Origin of the sequence: Microbacterium horticulturae, from assembly GCF_029094505.1 — a bacterium.
GTDB classification, from domain to species: domain Bacteria; phylum Actinomycetota; class Actinomycetes; order Actinomycetales; family Microbacteriaceae; genus Microbacterium; species Microbacterium horticulturae.
Genome location: NZ_CP119108.1, coordinates 3,031,940 through 3,050,363, shown reverse-complemented (window position 1 = coordinate 3,050,363; position 18,424 = coordinate 3,031,940). Strand labels below are relative to the sequence as shown.

The 18,424-nt window shown below is 67.6% G+C and carries 19 protein-coding genes; 17 read left to right on the top strand and 2 right to left on the bottom strand.

Features of this window, described 5'->3' with window-relative positions; genetic code table 11:
• The first annotated feature begins 9 nt into the window (after window positions 1–9).
• The 3 genes from PU630_RS14450 to pcaC are packed head-to-tail and all read left to right on the top strand — an operon-like array spanning window position 10 to window position 2,500.
• The gene (locus PU630_RS14450) at window positions 10–1,341 is read left to right on the top strand and encodes a lyase family protein (protein WP_275277756.1); all 1,332 of its coding nucleotides are present in this window, start codon (window positions 10–12) and stop codon (window positions 1,339–1,341) included.
• Window positions 1,338–2,117 (top strand): alpha/beta fold hydrolase, encoded by a 780-nt coding sequence (locus PU630_RS14445; RefSeq protein ID WP_275277755.1) that lies wholly within the window; start codon window positions 1,338–1,340, stop codon window positions 2,115–2,117. Before PU630_RS14450 ends, PU630_RS14445 begins: the two co-directional genes overlap by 4 nt.
• Entirely contained in the window at window positions 2,114–2,500 is a 387-nt protein-coding gene (gene pcaC, locus PU630_RS14440) for a 4-carboxymuconolactone decarboxylase (protein ID WP_275277754.1), read from the top strand. The genes PU630_RS14445 and pcaC overlap by 4 nt, the downstream gene beginning before the upstream one ends.
• A 424-nt stretch (window positions 2,501–2,924) precedes the next feature.
• Here pcaC and PU630_RS14435 read toward each other — a convergent pair whose 3' ends face one another.
• Complete coding sequence (locus PU630_RS14435) at window positions 2,925–4,148, bottom strand: cobalamin-independent methionine synthase II family protein (RefSeq protein WP_275277753.1); 1,224 nt, start codon at window positions 4,146–4,148, stop codon at window positions 2,925–2,927.
• A 189-nt stretch (window positions 4,149–4,337) separates the two neighbouring features.
• Between PU630_RS14435 and PU630_RS14430 the strand changes: the two genes are divergently transcribed.
• The 12 genes from PU630_RS14430 to PU630_RS14375 all read left to right on the top strand — a co-directional run bounded on the left by PU630_RS14430 (window position 4,338) and on the right by PU630_RS14375 (window position 14,889).
• The gene (locus PU630_RS14430; protein WP_275277752.1) at window positions 4,338–5,093 is read left to right on the top strand and encodes a 3-oxoacid CoA-transferase subunit A; all 756 of its coding nucleotides are present in this window, start codon (window positions 4,338–4,340) and stop codon (window positions 5,091–5,093) included.
• On the top strand, window positions 5,090–5,764 hold the full coding sequence (locus tag PU630_RS14425) for a 3-oxoacid CoA-transferase subunit B (RefSeq protein WP_275277751.1): 675 nt from the start codon (window positions 5,090–5,092) through the stop codon (window positions 5,762–5,764). The genes PU630_RS14430 and PU630_RS14425 overlap by 4 nt, the downstream gene beginning before the upstream one ends.
• Before the next feature lie 2 nt (window positions 5,765–5,766).
• Window positions 5,767–6,942, top strand: a complete 1,176-nt coding sequence (locus tag PU630_RS14420; RefSeq protein WP_275277750.1) for a thiolase family protein — start codon at window positions 5,767–5,769, stop codon at window positions 6,940–6,942.
• Window positions 6,943–7,038: 96 nt separating this feature from the next.
• Entirely contained in the window at window positions 7,039–7,341 is a 303-nt protein-coding gene (locus tag PU630_RS14415) for a type II toxin-antitoxin system VapB family antitoxin (protein ID WP_275277749.1), read from the top strand.
• A complete protein-coding gene (locus PU630_RS14410) occupies window positions 7,338–7,742 on the top strand; it encodes a type II toxin-antitoxin system VapC family toxin (RefSeq protein ID WP_275277748.1) in 405 nt (134 codons plus the stop codon). Before PU630_RS14415 ends, PU630_RS14410 begins: the two co-directional genes overlap by 4 nt.
• Window positions 7,739–8,506, top strand: a complete 768-nt coding sequence (locus PU630_RS14405; RefSeq protein WP_275277747.1) for an IclR family transcriptional regulator domain-containing protein — start codon at window positions 7,739–7,741, stop codon at window positions 8,504–8,506. The genes PU630_RS14410 and PU630_RS14405 overlap by 4 nt, the downstream gene beginning before the upstream one ends.
• Before the next feature lie 167 nt (window positions 8,507–8,673).
• Window positions 8,674–9,993, top strand: coding sequence for an MFS transporter (locus PU630_RS14400; RefSeq protein ID WP_275277746.1), 1,320 nt, complete (start codon window positions 8,674–8,676; stop codon window positions 9,991–9,993).
• A gap of 28 nt (window positions 9,994–10,021) precedes the next feature.
• A complete protein-coding gene (locus PU630_RS14395) occupies window positions 10,022–11,140 on the top strand; it encodes an LLM class flavin-dependent oxidoreductase (RefSeq protein WP_275277745.1) in 1,119 nt (372 codons plus the stop codon).
• Window positions 11,140–11,733 carry a TetR/AcrR family transcriptional regulator gene (locus PU630_RS14390; RefSeq protein WP_275277744.1) on the top strand — a complete coding sequence of 198 codons (594 nt, stop codon included), beginning with the start codon at window positions 11,140–11,142 and terminating at the stop codon, window positions 11,731–11,733. The genes PU630_RS14395 and PU630_RS14390 overlap by 1 nt, the downstream gene beginning before the upstream one ends.
• Window positions 11,730–12,734 carry an amidohydrolase family protein gene (locus PU630_RS14385; protein ID WP_275277743.1) on the top strand — a complete coding sequence of 335 codons (1,005 nt, stop codon included), beginning with the start codon at window positions 11,730–11,732 and terminating at the stop codon, window positions 12,732–12,734. Before PU630_RS14390 ends, PU630_RS14385 begins: the two co-directional genes overlap by 4 nt.
• Window positions 12,731–13,234: a flavin reductase family protein gene (locus PU630_RS14380; protein ID WP_275277742.1), complete on the top strand. Its 504-nt coding sequence runs from the start codon at window positions 12,731–12,733 to the stop codon at window positions 13,232–13,234. The genes PU630_RS14385 and PU630_RS14380 overlap by 4 nt, the downstream gene beginning before the upstream one ends.
• A 176-nt stretch (window positions 13,235–13,410) precedes the next feature.
• Window positions 13,411–14,889, top strand: a complete 1,479-nt coding sequence (locus PU630_RS14375) for a C-glycoside deglycosidase beta subunit domain-containing protein (protein ID WP_275277741.1) — start codon at window positions 13,411–13,413, stop codon at window positions 14,887–14,889.
• A 60-nt stretch (window positions 14,890–14,949) separates the two neighbouring features.
• Here PU630_RS14375 and PU630_RS14370 read toward each other — a convergent pair whose 3' ends face one another.
• Entirely contained in the window at window positions 14,950–15,894 is a 945-nt protein-coding gene (locus tag PU630_RS14370; RefSeq protein WP_275277740.1) for a LysR family transcriptional regulator, read from the bottom strand.
• Between the two features lie 233 nt (window positions 15,895–16,127).
• Here PU630_RS14370 and PU630_RS14365 point away from each other — a divergent pair, with 233 nt between their 5' ends.
• Both PU630_RS14365 and PU630_RS14360 read left to right on the top strand, forming a co-directional pair.
• Window positions 16,128–17,396, top strand: a complete 1,269-nt coding sequence (locus PU630_RS14365) for an ABC transporter substrate-binding protein (protein WP_275277739.1) — start codon at window positions 16,128–16,130, stop codon at window positions 17,394–17,396.
• Window positions 17,397–17,463: 67 nt separating this feature from the next.
• On the top strand, window positions 17,464–18,423 hold the full coding sequence (locus tag PU630_RS14360) for a carbohydrate ABC transporter permease (RefSeq protein WP_275277738.1): 960 nt from the start codon (window positions 17,464–17,466) through the stop codon (window positions 18,421–18,423).
• Window position 18,424: the final 1 nt, after the last annotated feature.

The following is an 18,424-nucleotide window of genomic DNA, read 5'->3' as shown; positions in this document are numbered from 1 at the left end:
GGAGGTGCCATGACCGCCATCGATGAGGGGCTGCTCAGCCCCGTGAGCACCGGCCACGACGACCTCGTGAGTGACCGACTGTTCCTCAACGCGCTCGTGCGCGCCGAGGGAGCTCTGGTCGGCGCGTATGCGCGCGTCGGGGTGGCGCCGCCCGAGGTCGAGCGCGACGTCGACCACGTTTTCGGCCTCGACGAGAAGTACCGCGCGGTCAGCAAGGGCTTCAACGTCGCCGAGATCGCCGAGGCCGCCACCGGCGGTGGCAACCCGGTGATCCCGATGGTGTCGCGGATCAAAGACGCCGTGCCCGCCGAGGCCCGCGTCTGGGTCCACCGCGGTGCGACCAGTCAGGACATCTGGGACACCGCGATCATGATGGTCGCCCGACGCGCGACCGAGCAGGTGCGCGCGTCGCTCGGAGACGCCGCACAGCGGCTGCGAGAGCTGGCGCATGCCCACCGCGACGACCTCGCCGTTGCGCGCACACTCACCCAGCACGCCGTGCCCACCACGATCGGGCTGCATGCCGCGACCTGGGCGCGCGGCCTCGACCGCGCGATCACGCGGCTCGAGGCGCTCACGTTCCCCGCACAGCTCGGCGGGGCCGGCGGAACCCTGGCCTCGTTCGTCGAGATCACCGGATCGGTGGATGCCGCGGAGCGCCTCGTCGCCGCGTACAGCGGCCGCGCCGGCCTGGCCACGCCCGACGCGCCCTGGCAGGTCACCCGGTGGCCGGTCACCGAGCTGGGCGACGCCCTGGTGCAGGCGGTGGATGCCGCGGGGAAGCTCGCGACGGATGTCGCCACCCTCAGCCGCACCGAGATCGGCGAGGTCGTCGAAGGGACCGGCGGCGGCTCTTCGGCCATGCCGCAGAAGCAGAACCCGGCCGAGGCCGTGCTGATCCGCTCGGCGGCGCTGCGCGCGCCGCAGCTCGGCGCCACCTTGCACCTCGCGGCCGCGCTTGCCGGAGACGAACGCCCCGATGGCGCGTGGCATGCCGAGTGGCAGACGCTGCGCGAGCTGCTCCGGCTCGCGCTCGGCGCCTCGTGGCACGCCTCTTCCCTCGCCGCGCACCTGCGCGTCGACGTCGACGCCGCCCGCCGCAACCTCGATCTCACCGGCGGCCTCGTGCTGTCGGAGCGCCTCTCGCTCGTCCTCACCCCGCTCATCGGCAAGGAGCGCGTCACCGCTCTGGTTCGGGATGCCGCGGCCGGGGGCGACCTCGCCACCCTCGTGCGGGCGTTGCCCGAGGCATCCACTCTCGACGTCGACGCGCTGCTCGACCCGTCGGGCTACACGGGCCTGGCGGGCCCGCTCGTCGACACCCTCCAGGAGGAGAAATGACCGTCCCCGCCCTCGCCGTCACCGAACCCGTCGGTCCCGCCGGCGCTCCGCTGCTGCTGCTCGGGCCGTCGCTGGGCACCTCGACGATCCTGTGGGACGAGGTCGCCGCTCAGCTGTCCGAAACCTGGCGGGTCGCTGCGTGGGATCTGCCCGGTCACGGTGCGTCGCCGAAGGCCACGGCGGCATTCACGGTCGCCGACCTCGCCGATGGCGTCGCCGACGCCGCCGCAAGGCTCGGGGCCTCGCGCATCCTCTACGCCGGGGTGTCGCTGGGCGGCGCGGTCGGGCTCGAACTAATGCTGCGGCACCCGGATCTCGTGGCCGCAGCATCCATCATCTGCTCCGGAGCGAAGATCGCCGAGACCGCCGGCTGGCACGACCGGGCCGCGCACGTGCGCGCGCAGAGCACCTCGTCGCTGGTCGTGCCCTCCGCGCAGCGCTGGTTCGCACCCGAGTCGCTGTCGCGGCATCCCGTCATCACGGGGCGGCTGTTGCATGCCCTGCAGGACGCCGACGACGAAAGCTACGCCCTGTGCTGCGAGGCGCTGGCCGCCCACGACGTGCGCGACCGGCTCGGGCGGATCACCGCACCGGTGCTCGCTGTCTTCGGCCACTTCGACCAGGTGTGCCCGGAGGCGAGCGCCGTCGAGATTGCGCGAGGCGTGCAGAACGGGGACGTGGCGGAGGTGCTGGATGCCGCGCATCTCGCCCCCGCGGAAGACCCTGACCTGACCGCGCGACTTCTGCGCGACTTCTTCACCGGGAGCATGAGATGACCGACCGCCTGTCTGACCAGGAGCGCTTCGACCAGGGGATGGTCGTGCGCCGCGAGGTGCTCTCCGATGAGCATGTGGATGCCGCGAACGCGAAGATCAGCGACCTGACGGCTGACTTCCAGGACTTCATCACGCGCACCGCGTGGGGCGATGTGTGGTCGCGGCCCGGGCTCGATCGCCGGTCGCGGTCGATCGCCGTGATCACGTCGCTCATCGCGCACGGACATCACGAGGAACTCGCGATGCACCTGCGTGCCGGACTGCGCAACGGCCTGACCGCCGATGAGATCAAGGAGGTCATCCTGCAGTCGGCGATCTACTCGGGCGTGCCCGCGGCGAACACGGCCTTCCGCATCGCGCAGCAGGTCTTCGCCGAGGCCTGACGCCGCCCTGCCCCGCCCTCGCCCCGCCCCGCCCCGCCCCGCCCGCCCCGCGAGGTCGTACCTTATCCCGCGAGGTCGTACCTTCTCCCGCGAGGTCGTACCTTTTCTCGCGAGGTCGTACCTTCTTTCGCGAGGTCGCACCTTGTTTCGCGAGGTCGTACCTTGTTTCGCGAGGTCGTCATCCACCTCGCGAGTTCGACCCCATCCCTCGAGTTCGACCCCATCCCGCGAGGTCGGCCCCTTTCCGCGAGAACACGGCTGTGCACGCCTTTTCGCGCTCAGAGCGTGCACAACCGTGTTCTCGCGAAGGGGGCGGAAGGCACCGAAGTTGCCCGGGGCCCCGAGGCCACCGAGCACGCCGAAGACGCCGAGCCCGCGCGGCCAAGCGCAGCAGCCCGTGCGGTTGGTGGATGCCGCAGCCCCGTCAGACGCCCGCGCGCCGCGCGCCCTCGCCCAGCGCCTCGAGCTTCGCCCACGCGATGTCGGGGTGCACGCGCCCGCCCAGGCCGCAGTCGGTCGAGGCGATGACCCGCTCCGGTCCCACGATCGAGGTGAACCGGCCGATCCGCTCCGCGACCAGGTCGGGATGCTCGACGACGTTCGTCGCGTGGCTGACGACACCCGGAACCAGGACGAGGTCTGCCGGCACCGCGGCATCCCGCCACACCGCCCACTCGTGCTCGTGGCGCACGTTGCCCGCCTCGAACGAGATCGAGCCGACGTTCGCCTGCAGCACGACCGGCAGGATGTGCCGCAGCTCGATGTCGGTGGTGTGCGGCCCGTGCCACGACCCCCAGCACAGGTGCAGCCGCACCTGCTCGCGCGGCAGCCCCTCGATGGCCCGGTTCAGCGCATCGATGCGGATCTTCGTGAACGCCTGGTAGTCCTCGACCGAAGGCTCGGGGTTGATCTGATCCCAGTTCTCGGCGAGCGACGGGTCATCGATCTGCACGATGAGGCCCGCGTCGGTGATCGCCGTGTACTCCTCGCGCAACGCGTCGGCCCACGCGTCGATGTGCTCCTGCTCGCTCCCATAGTGCGTGTTCACGACGCGGGCGGCGCTGCCCGGTGAGATCGCCGTGAGAAAGCCCTGCTCGCCCGGCTGCAGCGCGGCCGTGAGGTGGCGGATGTCGGCGGCAACGGCATCCTGTCCGCGATACGAGATCGCCCCCGTCGTCGTGGGAAACGCCGTGGCGATGCGCCCCTGGGGCACCGTCTCGGCGTCGTGATACACGGCGGGGAACCGCTGCCGGTCGCGGCGGTCGACGAACGAGGTGAGCCGGATCTTGCCGGGCTCTGACCGCACGGCCCGCTGGCCGGCCATGTCGGTGCCCTCGGGCGCCGCGATGATCGGGTTGACGTCGGTCAGCGACAGACCCGTCACGCGCTGGAACGAGTACGACCACCACGCGCCGTAATCGACCGCGCTCGACATGGCCTTGCCGAACTCTCCGTCACCGACCAGCGTGATGCCGGCGGCGCGCTGGCGTGCGACGACGTCGGCGACCGCGGCTGTGACCAGCTCGTCGAACTCGGGAGTGGTCTTCAGGGTGAAGCCGTCGTCGGCGAGCTCGCGCGCGCCGTTCGCGGCGATGAGCGCCTGCGTGCGGGGCAGGCTGCCCGCGGTGGTCGTCGCGATCTGTGCCATGGTGCGCCTCTCGTGGTCGAACAGCGGTTCGCTCGCGAGCCTACCGAGGGACGGGATGCCGCGGCCCGCGCATGTCGCGCCGTGACAGCGACATCCGGCCCTCCCCGAAACGCGCCAAGCGCGCTAAGATGTACACAGGACGCACATCCGTTCGCAGAGCGAACCAGGCGCAAGAGCCGAGGAGGACCCGTGATCGACAAGACCGTGGCGGATGTCGCAGCCGCCGTGGCCGGAATCCCCGATGGCGCGACCGTCATGATCGGAGGGTTCGGCCGTGCCGGTCAGCCCGTCGAGCTCATCGACGCGCTCATCGAGTCCGGCGCTAAAGACCTGACGATCGTCAACAACAACGCGGGCAACGGTGACGTCGGCCTGGCGGCGCTGCTGGCGAAGAAGCGCGTGCGCAAGATCATCTGCTCGTTCCCACGCCAGGTCGACTCGTGGGTGTTCGACGGCCTGTACCGCGCCGGCGAGATCGAGCTCGAGCTCGTGCCGCAGGGCAATCTCGCCGAGCGCATCCGCGCCGCCGGCGCCGGCATCGGCGGCTTCTACTCGCCCACGGGCGTGGGCACCCAGCTGGCCGAGGGCAAGGAACACCGCACCATCGACGGCCGCGAGTATGTGCTCGAGTACCCGATCCGCGCCGACTTCGCACTGGTCAGCGCACGCAGTGCCGACTGCTGGGGCAACCTCGTCTATCGCGAGACGGCTCGTAATTTCGGCCCGATCATGGCGTCCGCGGCATCCACCACCATCGTCCAGGTCGATGAGATCGTGCCGCTCGGCGACCTCGACCCCGAGTCGGTGATCACCCCCGGCATCTTCGTCGACCGCGTCGTCGCGGTGGGCGAGCGGCGCTGGCTGCGTGACGGAGAGTTCGTCGGCGGGGTCGACCTCGAGGGCAACCCGCTCGAAGACGCCGAGCAGCAGGAGGCAGCGCGATGACCACGATCAGCCGCAACGACCTGGCCGCGCGTATCGCGGCCGACATCCCCGAGGGCTCATACGTGAACCTCGGCATCGGCGCCCCGACCCTCGTCGCGAACTACCTGCCCGACGACCAGGAGATCATCCTGCACACCGAGAACGGGATGCTGGGCATGGGGCCCGCGCCCGAGCCGGGGCACGTGGATCCCGACCTCATCAACGCCGGCAAGCAGGCGGTCACGGCCCTTCCCGGCGCCGCGTACTTCCACCATGCGGACTCCTTCGGCATGATGCGCGGCGGCCACCTCGACGTGTGCGTGCTGGGCGCGTTCCAGGTGTCGCAGACCGGCGACCTCGCCAACTGGTCGACCGGCGCACCCGGGGCGATCCCCGCCGTGGGCGGCGCGATGGACCTCGCGATCGGCGCGAAGAGCGTCTACGTCATGACCGACCTGCTCACCAAGAAGGGCGAGTCGAAGCTCGTCGAGGCCTGCACCTACCCGCTGACCGGCGTCGGCTGCGTCACCCGGGTCTACACCGACCACGCCGTCTTCGACGTCACGCCCGACGGCTTCGCCGTGCGCGAGGCGTTCGGTGACACGACGATCGCGGGCCTCGAAGAGCTCACCGGACTGACCCTCATCGACGCGACGGGGGATGTCGCGGCATCCCCCCGCACAAAGGAGTGACCATGACCGCCACCTACATCTACGACGCCGTGCGCACCCCGTTCGGTCGTGCCGGCGGGGCACTGTCGGGCGTCCGGCCGGACGATCTCGCCGCGGTCGTCATGAAGGCGATCGTCGAGCGGACGGGGGTGGATGCCGCATCCATCGACGATGTGATCTTCGGTGACGCGAACCAGGCGGGAGAAGACAATCGCAACGTCGCCCGCATGGGCGCGCTGCTGGCCGGCTTTCCGACGAGCGTGACCGGCGTCACCGTCAACCGGTTGTGCGCGTCGTCGCTCGAGGCCGTGGTGCAGGGCTCGCGCGCGATCGAGGTCGGCGATGCGCGGTTCGTGCTCGCCGGCGGCGTCGAGTCGATGAGCCGTGCGCCGTTCATCGTCGAGAAGTCGGCGAAGCCGTGGCCGGCGACCGGCAACCAGACGATGTGGAACACCTCGATCGGCTGGCGCATGGTCAACAAGAACCTGCCGGCGGCCTGGACGATCTCGAACGGGCAGTCAGCCGAGAAGGTCGCCCGGCAAGCCGGGCTGACGCGCGAGCAGCAGGACGCTTTCGCGCTGCGCTCGCACCAGCTCGCCGCCAAGGCCTGGGCCGAGGGCGTCTACGACCGCGAGATCGTGCAGGTGCCGGGCGCCGAGTTGGCGCGCGACGAAGGCATCCGCGACGACAGCTCGCTCGAGAAGCTCGGAAAGCTGCGGGCCCTGTTCGCGAACGATGACGCGGGCACGGTCACCGCCGGCAACTCATCATCGATCAATGACGGCGCCTCGGCCGTGCTGCTCGGCGCCGAAGGCGCGCTCGACGTCGAACCGCTCGCCCGTATCACCGGGCGCGGCGCGCACGGCGTCGACCCCGACGTCTTCCCGCTGGCGCCCATCGAGGCCGCGAACAAGGCGCTGAAGCGCGCTGGCCGCACCTGGGCCGAGGTCGACGTCGTCGAGCTCAACGAAGCGTTCGCGTCGCAGTCGCTCGCCGACATCAAGGGCTGGCCAGAGCTCCACCCTGAGAAGGTCAACATCCACGGTGGGGCACTGGCCATCGGGCACCCGCTCGGCGCGTCGGGCGGGCGCATTCTCGGACACGCGGCTCACGAGCTCGCGCGCCGCGGCGGTGGGGTCGCGGTCGCCGCGATCTGCATCGGCGTCGGGCAAGGCCTCGCCGTCGTGCTCGAGCGGTAGAACCCGGTCGCCCCGCGAACGCGGCGAGTCGTACGACAACATCCTGAACACGGTAGAACGGTAGAATCAAAACTTCTACCCGGGTAGAATGGCGCCATGAGTCTGAACATCAAGAACGAGCGCACGCACGCGCTCGTAAGGGAGCTCGCCGAGCGCACCGGTATGAGTCAGACGAGTGCGGTCGAATCCGCGGTGCGCCTGCGCCTCGAGCAGCTGAATGCGGCCGAGCAGCACACTGGCCGGCCGGCGCCGCGATATTCTCCCGAAGAGGCCGAACGCCGCCTGAAAGACATCGAGCGGATCGCAGAACACTTCAGATCGATCACCACGGCGGAGCAACGCGAGGCCATGAGTGATCACGGTGACTGGCTGTACGACGAGCAAGGGCTGCCGGTGTGATCGTCGACACGTCCGCGCTCATCGCCGTCATGGAAGATGAACCTCAGGGCGCAGCCATCCGGCGGCTTCTGAGCGACTACGGCGGCCGCATCTCGGCAGCCACGCTCGTCGAAGCGCGGATGGTGGCTTTCGGCAAGGGCGGCCCCGCGGCCGTACGCGAACTCGATGGCCTGATACGGCGCGCTCGCCTCGACGTTGCTGCTGTCGACGTCGAATCCGCTGATGTCGCCACCGGTGCATTCTTCGCATACGGTCGCGGCTCGGGGCATCCGGCCCGGCTCAACTTCGGCGACACGTTCAGCTACGCCCTCGCCTACATCGAGAACGACCCGCTGCTCTACGTCGGCGACGACTTCTCGCACACCGACATCCGCTCCGCCCTCGAGGAGTACGGGGAGTGAGCGAACCGGCCTCGCCCGACTTCGTCCAGTCGCTCGCGCGCGGGCTCGCGGTCATCCGTGCCTTCGACGCCGACCACGCGAACCTCTCGCTCAGCGAGGTCGCGGTGCGCGCCGACATGCCGCGCGCGGCGGCCCGGCGCTTTCTGCGCACGCTCGAGACACTCGGCTACGTGCGCAGCGACGGTCGATCGTTCTCGCTCACCCCGAACGTGCTCGAGCTGGGCTTCAGCTATCTGTCGGGACTGTCGCTGCCCGAGGTCGTCCAGCCGCACCTCGAGCAGTTGTCGCACCGGCTCGACGAGTCGGTGTCGGCGGCGGTGCTCGACGGCACCGACATCGTCTACGTCGCCCGCGTGCACACGCGCCGCATCATGAGCGTGCGCATCACGATCGGCACCCGGTTCCCTGCCCACGCCACGAGCATGGGTCGGGTACTGCTGGCCGGGATGACGGATGCTGCGCGCGAGGCCGCGGTCGCGGCATCCACTGATCTCCACCCCACCGCGAAGACGCTCACCGGGCAGGCGCTCGCCGCCGAACTCGATAGCGTGCGCACACAGGGTTGGGCGATGGTCGACGGTGAGCTCGAGCCGGGGCTGCGGTCGGTCGCCGCGCCCGTGCATGATCGGTCGGGCGCGGTCATCGCGGCGTTGAACGTCTCGACCAGCACCAATCGGGTCAGCGAAGAGCGCATGCGCGATGAGTATCTGCCGGCGCTCTTGGAGACCGCCGCTGCCGTGGACGCCGAGGTGCGGCTGGTCTGAGACCCCGCGGCCCTGGGGTCGAGGCGTCACTCGATCGCGTCTCCGACGTGTCCACATCACTCGCGTCTATGTGAGGCATCACAGATCTCTGATTGCCAGGCATACCATTGCGCGGCACTCTTGAATAAAACTACTTCGCAGTATGTTTATCGACAAAGGAGTCGCACATGAACTCAACCCCTCCCGATCCCGCGGACACCGTGCTCTCCGCTGTCGGTGACGCCCCCGGCCCCCGGCGCGTGAGCGTGGGGTTCATCGTGGCCCTCGCCGTGGCGAACTTCGGTATCTGGATCGCCCTGCTCACTCCCGTGATCGTGACCTTGCAGCTGAAGGTTGTCGAGTTGGTGTCAGATGCCGCGGCCCGGCCGCGAGCTCTTTCGGTCATCCTCGTCGTCGGCTCCGTCGCAGGCATCGTCGTCAATCCGATCGCCGGGCGTCTTTCGGACCGCACCACCTCGCGATTCGGGATGCGTCGACCCTGGTTGCTGGGCGGTGCAGTGCTCCTGGTCATCGGCGCGGTGATGATTGGCGTATCGAGCGGCCTCGGCCTCGCCATCGCCGGCTGGCTCGTCACGATGGTGGGGCTCAACATCCTGCTAGCCGTGCTTACTGCCCTCGTTCCCGACCACGTTCCTGAAAGGCGGCGCGGTCTCGTGTCGGGGATGATGGGCGTGGGCCAAGCCCTCGGCGGGCTCATCGGCGCCGGCCTCGCCTTCGGGCTCAGCCAGGCTCCGACTCTGCTGCCTGCGTTCCTTGTTCCCGCGCTGATCGCCGCCGTCACCATCGTCATCGTGCTGTTCGTCCTCAAAGACCGCCGGATCACGCGGGCTGAGCGTCCTCCGTTGGACCTCGCCGCGTTCTTCGCCAGCTTCTGGGTGAGCCCGCGTCGCGCGCCAGACTTCGCGTGGGCCTGGGCCAGCCGGTTCCTGATGTTCCTGGGGCTTGCAACGGTGATCAACTACCAGCTGTATTACCTCGTCGCCCAGCTCGGCTTCACCGAAGCAACCGCCACAGCGCTGGTGCCGGCGGGCACGGCTGCCCAGACGATCGCTGTCATCCTCGTCAGTGCCATCTTCGCGCCGCTGAGTGACCGGATCGGCCGGCGAAAGATTTTCGTCACGCTTGCAGCATTGGTGGGTGTCGTCGGGTTCACACTGATGGGTTTCGCCACAGCACTGCCGATGTACTTCGTCGCCATGGCGCTGGTGGGAGCAGCCCAGGGCGTCTACTTCTCGGTCGACCTTGCGCTGGTCACAGACGTGCTGCCTAGCCGCGAACGCGACGCCGGTAAGGACATCGGCGTGTTCAACCTGTCGAATCTCATCCCGCAGTTCGTCGGTCCGGCTATCGCACCGTTCTTCCTTGCAGTGCCGGTGCTGTCGGTCTCAGGACAGGCAAACCAGAACTTCACCGTGCTGTATATGGCTGGCGCCGTGTTCGCGATCGCCTCGGCCATCACCGTCCTTCGCGTGCGCGGTGCCCGCTGACACGTCATCCAGACAAGGAGAATCCATCATGCATCTTTCCGTTTTTATGGGGCCCATCTCGCTCGGACCCACGTTCGACAAAGCGATGATCGATCTGTGCATCGACGAGGCCATCGCCTGCGCCGATGCCGGCTACGCGATGGTGACGTTCGGCGAGCAGCACCTCAACGACTACGAGCCGTATGCCAACCCGTTCCTCATGGGTGCACGCCTGGCACCGCACCTGGGTGACACCTGGTTCGGCACGACCGTCGTCCCGCTCGTGTTCCACCATCCCCTGCGTGTGGCAGAAGACTCGAACGTCATCGATCTGCTCACTCGCGGCCGCTTCATCATGGGGTTGAGCTCGGGCCGCGGCGGCCCCGTGCCGGATTTCCGGGTGTGGGACCTGCCGATGGAGCGTAAGGATGAGATCTTCAACGCCAAGCTCGACGACGTGAATCGCATCCATGCGCTACGTACGGGGGATGCTCCGCTCCAGCTGGGTTCGGAGTGGGACCACGGCGAGCTGGCCGGGCGGATGATGCCGGCCTCATGGCGCGTCCGCGGACCTCTCAAGGCGATCGGCACGAACACCGATGTCAAGATCGACGGCGTCGCGCGCCGGGGCTACCCGCTGTTCCTCGGCCCCTGCTTGCCCGAGGCGGCGGCCGAGAAGCTCGCCCGGCATCGCGCCGCGATGGAAGAGGCCGGCATTCCTGAGCAGCAGCGGAGAGAAGCCGCCCGCCTGTCGCTGGTGACCCGTCACGTGTTCTGCGGCCGCACGGAGGAGCGCGCGTGGGAGATCGCCGAGGCACTGGCCGGCCGCAACCCGATGATGGACCGCTCCGTCGACAGGCGCAGTCTGCGCGAGCTGTCGAAGGCGGATCTGACAGGCGACCCGGCTCCGCGGAACTCTCGACACGTGCAGGAGTGGATGGCCGGAGGAACCCCCGACCAGCTCATCGAGACGTTCCGAGGGTATGCGGCCGCGGGAGTCGAACATGTCAACATTCGGTTCACCGCGGGAACCGCCGACCCGGCCTTGGTTGCCGAGTCGTACGAGCTGTTCACCCGGGAAGTGCTGCCCAACATCGGCCACGAGTTGTTCCCTGCGCTGCGCGATGACGAGGTCGACCCGCTGCATCTGGCGAAAGGGGTCGCCTGATGGCCCGGCCGCGCCGCGGCCACGAACTCGCAGCCGAGACGGTGATCGATGCGGCAGCTGAGGTGTTCGCCGCGAACGGATTCTCGGCATCGACGCTAGACCAGGTCGCCGAGCGGCTTGGCGTGACCCGACAGTCCGTGCTCGGACGGTTTCCCAGCAAACGGGACCTGTTCCGTGCCGTGCTCGACCGCGACCGTCACTGGGCCGATCAAATGCTCATTGCGGCGGCATCCATCGACGACGCTTCGCCGTTCGCCTCGCTGATCCGGTTCCTCGGACTCGGAGAAGAGGGGCGGGCGCGCATTCGGCTGCAGCACGTGCTGCAAGGGGAGGCAATCGCCGGCGACGCAGACACCCGGGCGTTCATTCTCGAGCGTAACCGCGTCATCCATGACCAGATCTTCCAGCGTGCGCAGCGCGCCGATGCACTGGGCATCCTCGCGCCGGGATGGACCGTCGCCTCGTCCGCGACGGCGATCATGGCGCTCATCAACGGACTGCAGACGTTGATTCTGCTCGATCCCGACGCTCCGGTGAAGGATGCCTTCGACCGTGCGATGGCGGGGTTCATTCTGAAGGGAGAAGAAGAATGAGGATCGACGTGCACGCGCACTACTGGGCGCGCTCGTACATTGATCTGCTCGTCGCCGCAGGTCGTCGCGACCTCGCGTTCGCCGGACAGGAGAACGATCTCGGCGAACGGCTCGCCGAAATGGATCGGCTCGGTGTAGACGTACAGCTCTTCTCTGCCGTCGGATTGAACACCGAGGTTGAAGACGCCGCGGCATCCCTCGCCGCCACCCAGCACATCAACGACCTATACGCGACGATAGCTATTCAGTCCGGCGGTCGGTTTGGGGGCTTCGCGTCGCTGCCGCTACCGCATGTCGACGCCGCGATCGCTGAGGCCGACCGTGCCATCGACGAGCTCGGGCTCGCGGGCATCGCGCTGCCGTGCTTGGTTGGCGGTGTGCCGATCGACGACGCGGCGTACGCGCCGCTGTGGGAACACCTCGGGCGCAAGCCTCGCTCGGTCGCCGTCTATGTTCACCCGGTCGGGACCGACTCGAACGCACATCCGGGGCTCGAGCAGTTCGGTCTCAACATGTTGCTGGGCTCGACCACTCAGATCGCCATGGCGGCACTGCGGGTGGGTCTCTCGGGCATCACGACGCGACATCCCAACATCTCCTTCATCTTCGCTCTGTGCGGCGGAACACTGCCGTACCTCTGGCAGCGGTACGAGCGGAACCTGCATCGCGGACTGGACATGTCGGCGGTCAAAGCCGTCGGTGCCGGCCTGTTCGCGTGGATGGATGAGCTGCCCTTCGAGCGCGACGACCCAATGGGCCTGTTCCGGCGCAACACCTACTTCGACACCTCAGTGCAGGACATACCCGCGGCGCTGCGTCTGACGAAGCAGGCGCTCGGAGTCGAGCGGATCCTGCTCGGTTCCGACGCCATCTTCGCCAGCCTCACCGAGGCCGTCGAGATGGTGCAGGGCTGCGCCGATCTCACCGATGACGACAAGCACCGCATCCTCGACGTGAACGCACAAGAACTGCTGCGCCTGCCCATTCCGGAGGGACGATGATCACCGTGGCAGAGATTGACGCCGAGCATCTCCGAACGGTGATGTCCCACTTTGCGACCGGCGTCGTGGTCATCACCGGCATCGACGAGGTGGGCGAGCCGGCGGGCATGACCGCCCAGTCATTCGTTTCGCTGTCACTGGACCCACCGCTGGTGATGGTCAGCCCCGCGCGCGATTCGAAGAGCTGGGGGCGCATCGCGGCCGGCGGCCGGTTCGCCATCAATGTTCTCGGTGGACACCAGCATGAGCTCAGCAGTCGTTTCGCCCAGCACAGGGACGACAAGTTCTCCGGCGTCAGGTGGCTTCCCGGGCAGCTCGGTCTTCCCCTGCTCGACGGGGCCATCGCCCACATCGAGTGCGAGATCGCCGACGTATTCCCGGGCGGCGATCACTACATCGCCGTGGGGCACGTGCGCACCCTCAACTCCGTCGTTGACGACCCAGAACCGCTGCTGTTCTTCAGAGCAGGTTATCGCTCCCTCGATCGCAAGGGGCGGTGAGGATTCCAAACCGCACCGGGAGTGGCCTCTTCCTGGCTGTCATGTATGTGTCCCGGGCCAGCCAGACGCGCAATCGACCAGGGTTATGTGTCCATCTAGCAAACTTATGCCCAAAAAGAACATAGAAGTTGCTAGTGTTAGCAGCCGGACCACCCGTGCTCAATGAAGGAGCGATCATGCCCAACGGACTCATCGCTGAAGACAGTCTGCGCATCCACCCCGAAGGGTTCGCGATCTCACTCACCATCCCGTGGTACCGCAGCCTGTGGCTGTCGTCGGTCACGACGATCCGGTTGAGCATCGACGGTGAGGACGTGCCGGAGGATGACCTCACTTTCGAGCTCGCCGGTACGCGCTATGCACTCAGTGAGCTGCCCGGGCAGAGCGAGGTGCTCTGGTATCTGCAGGAGCACCCGCTGTTGATCGTCCGTCGTGAGGCGCCGCTCTCGCTCGGTGAGCAGCACGACATCACGATCCATGGCGAACTCCGCCTGCCGTACATGCAGATTGCCCCGGGTGAGAACGGCGGCCCGGGCATCTACGTGCCCAACATCGTGCACCAACAGCTCACTCTCACCGCGACCGATCACGATGCGCCGGCGCCGGCGCTCGTGTCGGATGTCACACCCCCGCCGCCCGCGTCCGAGGACGATCCGTTCCGGCTCGGGCTGACGCTGTACTCGGCCAGTGCCGAGTTCCGCGCCGGCTGGTTCGACTTCGACGGCCTGCTCGACCGCGTCGCCGAACTGGGAATCGGTCCTGGCATCGAGATCGTGGCATCCCAAGTCCTGCCGACCTACCCGCACGTGTCGGACGACTTCGTGCGCACCTGGCGCGCCGCCTTCGACCGCCATGGCTTCAATGAGAGCTCGTTCGGAGCGAATCTCGACATGGGGCGTCGTCGCGATCGCGACATGACGCCCGATGAGGAGTTCGAGTTCTCGAAGCTCATGTTCGAGGGCGCGAAGAAGCTCGGGTTCCCCCTGGTGCGCATCCAGTCGGCCAAGCCCGACCTTCTGCGACGGCTGCTGCCGGTCGCAGAAGACCTGGACTTGAAGCTCGCCTATGAGATCCACGCGCCCATGGGGCCCAACGCGCCGGAGATCCTGCGCGTGCGCGAGACCTACGCCGATCTCGACTCGCCGCTGCTCGGCTTCGTCACCGACTTCTCCGCGACGATGCACGCTATGTCGCCGACCATGCTCCGGGCCCTGCAACGGGCCGGTCTCGACGATGAAGCGCTCGGGACCCTGCAGCGCATCTGGGCGACGGATGCCACCATGCGCGACCGGCAGGAGGAGTTCATCGGCTACCTGCGCGGACGTGGCTTCGAACCGGGCCGCCTGGGATCGTTCGCCCACCTCGCCTTCAACATGCACGGTCACGTCGATCCGCACGAGTGGGCCGACATCATGCCGCAGATCCTGCATGTGCATGCGAAGTTCTACGACATCGACGAGAACGGCCAGGAGCCGGCCATCGACTATCCGGAGCTGGTGCGCGTGTTCGTCGACGGCGGGTACCGCGGGTACTGGTCGAGCGAATGGGAGGGGCACGCCTTCGCCGAGCTCGGCGAGGTGGACCCGCTGCTGCTCGTGCGCAAGCAGCACGACCTCATCCGCTCGGCGATGCGTTCCGTGGGTCAGCCGGCCTGACGGCATCGTCCACGGGCGCCGCGCTTCCGGAAGGTTGCGCGACGCACCGACCCGCGGTGATCAGCCGGTGGCGCCCGGCAGGCTCGAAGCGACGATTCTGCCGGCTTCGACGAACAGATCGCGCATCCAGGTGTGCTCGGGGTCCCGGCTGTGCGCGGGGTGCCACCACAGGGCGTTCATGAGCGACGTGGGTTCGAAGGGCAGCCCGACAACGCGGACGTCCTCGGTGCGCACCGCGTGCGGGGCGAGTGCCGCCTGGATGATGCCGACGCGCTTGGTTCCCTGGATGAAGTAGGGCATCGCCAAGAAGCTCTCCACCACGACCTCGACGTGCGGCTCGATGCCGAGTTGCTGCACCTGCCGCTCGGCGGAGGTGAACGCCGAACGCGTCTGGTAGTTCATGACCCACGGCATCTGCGCGAGCTCGGCCAGAGACAGTTCGTCGCCCACCTCGGCGTTGTCGCGGGCGACGATGGCGACCCAATCGTCGCGCCACAGGTCCGCATACGACAGGTCGGAGAGGAAGCCGTGGGGGATGACCATCCCGTCCACGGAGCGCAGCCGATTGGCTGCGTCCTCGACGACCACGGGGTTGTGCAGCATGAACCGGAAGCGCACCCCGGGCGCCCGCTCTGCGGCGAGCTCGGAGACGACACGGCCGAGCGTCGTGAAACCGTAGTCGGAGCCGTAGATCGAGAACTCGCGCGTCGATTCTGCGGGCTCCCATGTGGCCTGGCTCTCAAAGACCCTGCGGGCCGCCTCGAGGGCGGTGGCCGTGTGATCGATGAGTCGCAGAGCGAAGGGGGTGAGCTCGTACGTGTTGCCACGGCGCGCAAGAATCGGGTCGCCGAAGTGCGCGCGCAGTCGGGCGAGCGACGCGCTGAGTGCCGGCTGGCTCAGATGAAGCCGTTCGGCAGCACGTGTGACGCTGCGCTCGATGAGAAGCGCGTCGAGTGAAACGAGCAGGTTCAGATCAAGTCGGGAAAGGAGCGCGTCATCAGCCACGTCGTCGTGATCCTTCGGGTGCGGATAGGGACGAATCTATCAGTCGTATCGATACGGCACCGGGAACGCATGCGTGCGACGGATAAGGGCAGGACCATCCATTCCCTCGCAGGCTTATGCCGCATATCGATAAAACTTATGTGTAAATCCGTCGCATCTAGGTCATACTGATGCATACGGCGCGGATTCTTCCCGAACGCGCCGCCGACAAGGAAGTCAGAAGGGCTTGCATCATGTCACAGCATCACCGCTCCCGCGTGGTTCGCACCGGCCTCGTCGCCGCTGCGGCCGCAGGCGCACTCATCCTCGCCGGATGTTCCGGCGCCGGGGACGACAACGCAGCATCCACCGGGTTCACGCTCTCATACGCTGTCACCAACAGTGCCGTCGTCGCGCCGTACAAGGCCCTCGCCGAGGCGTATATGAAGGAGAATCCCGACGTCAAGATCACCCTCAACGAGGTGCCGAACGATTCTTACGGGCAGACGCTGACGACGCAGCTGAATGCGGGCAACGCGTCCGATGCGTTCCAGACGGCGCCGGGCGTGGGGCAGACCTACAGCACCGTGACACTGGCCAAGGCGGGTCTGCTCGAGCCGCTCGCCGACAGCGCGACCAAGGTCATTCCGAGCGGATCCGAGTCGCAGTTCGAGGTCGAGGGTGACACCTTCGGCGTCGCCCTCGGGCTCACCTTCGTCGGTTCGGTACTCAACGCCACGACCGCGAAGTCGGCCGGATTCACGTACCCGACGGACTGGGACGGGCTCATCTCCTCCTGCAAGGATGTCGCAGCGAAGGGCAAGTCGCTCTTCGTCCTCGCCGGCTCCATGCCGCCGAACACCGGCCTCATGGCGATGTCGATCTCGGCGACGCGCGTCTACGCCGATGACCCGACCTGGAACGAGGAGCGTGCGGCCGACAAGACGACGTTCGCGTCGTCGCAGGGCTGGAAGGACACCCTCGAGGACATCGTCGACATGAACAAGGCGGGCTGTTTCCAGAAGGGCGTCCAGGGGGCCGGCTTCGACTCCATCACCTCGAACATGCTCCAGGGTTCGTCGCTCGCCGCGTTCGTGCCGAGCGGATCGGCCTCTGACCTGAAGCAGAACGCGAAGGATCAGGAGTTCCAGATCCAGGCGATCCCGCCGGCGGCCGGGGGCGAAGCGTTCGGCATCGCCGGAGCCGACTATGCGCTGTCGATCTCGAAGAAGTCGAAGAACAAGGCTGCGGCACAGAAATTCGCCGACTGGGTGGCCACGGCCGACGGGCAGAAGGTGTTCGCCGACGCGGCGGGCTCACTCCCGGTGGGACAAGACCTGTCCGATACGCCGTTCGCGCCCGTCGCGGACATCGTCGACAAGGGCGACTTCGTCCCGCTGCCGAACGCGAGCTGGCCGAACGCCGCGGTGTACGACGCGCTCGGCAGCGGCGTCCAGGGCCTCCTCACGGGGCAGAAGACCGTCGATCAGGTGCTTGCCGACATGGACAAGGCCTGGGGATAAGCCCGACCTCGCGCCGTCGGCCGGCTCGTCGGCCGACGGCGCCTTCCCGAGAAGATCACGAGGAGAAATGAGCGCGACGATGTATTCCGAGACCGAAGTGGTGATCGTCCCGAAGCGACGCCGCAGGGAACAGCGTCAGGGTACCCGCCCACGTCGTGCCGGAGTGTTGTCGTTCGGCCATTGGTGGTGGGCCCTGCCGGGAATCGTCCTCGTCATCGGCATCCACTACGTGGCCACGGCCGTGGGCGGGGCGTACGCCTTCACTGACTGGACCGGAATCGGCGCGTTCCACTGGATCGGGCTCGACAATTTCGTCGCGATCTTCCAAGACCCGACGAAGATCGGAGCTCTGGGTAACACGCTCTTCCTGGCGATCGCCTCCGTGCTGTTGACGAACGTCATCGGACTCGGTCTCGCGCTCGGCCTCAACCGGCTGATCAAGACCCGCTATGCGCTGCGAGTGCTGTTCTTCATGCCGGTCGTGCTCAGCCCCCTCGCGGTCTCGTACATCTGGAAATTCATCTTCGACTTCAACGGGCCCATCAACGCGATCCTGAACTCCCTCGGTCTCCAGTCGTGGGTCCGGCCCTGGCTGGCCGACCCGTCGTTCGCGATCTGGGCGGTGCTGGTGGTCATCGTGTGGCAGCAGACCGGGTTCGCGATGGTCATCTACATGGCGGGTCTGGCCGCCGTGCCGCCCGAGATCGAAGAAGCCGCCGCCATCGACGGCGCCGGCCTGTGGCAGCGATTCTGGCATGTCGTGCTTCCCGCCATCCGGCCGGCCGTGGCGATCGCGACAACCCTCGGCATCGTCAACGGGTTGCGCATCTTCGATCAGATCATGGCGCTGACCAACGGCGGGCCTGCCGGTGCCACCGAGACTCTCGCCACCCAGGTGTACAAGCAGGCATTCTCGCTGGGCAACTTCGGCTACGGCGCCGCGCTCGCGCTGCTTCTTGCGCTCATCATTCTCATCTTCGCCGTCATCCAGCAACGGTTGACGGCGAGCCGCCCCGAGGAGGCATGAA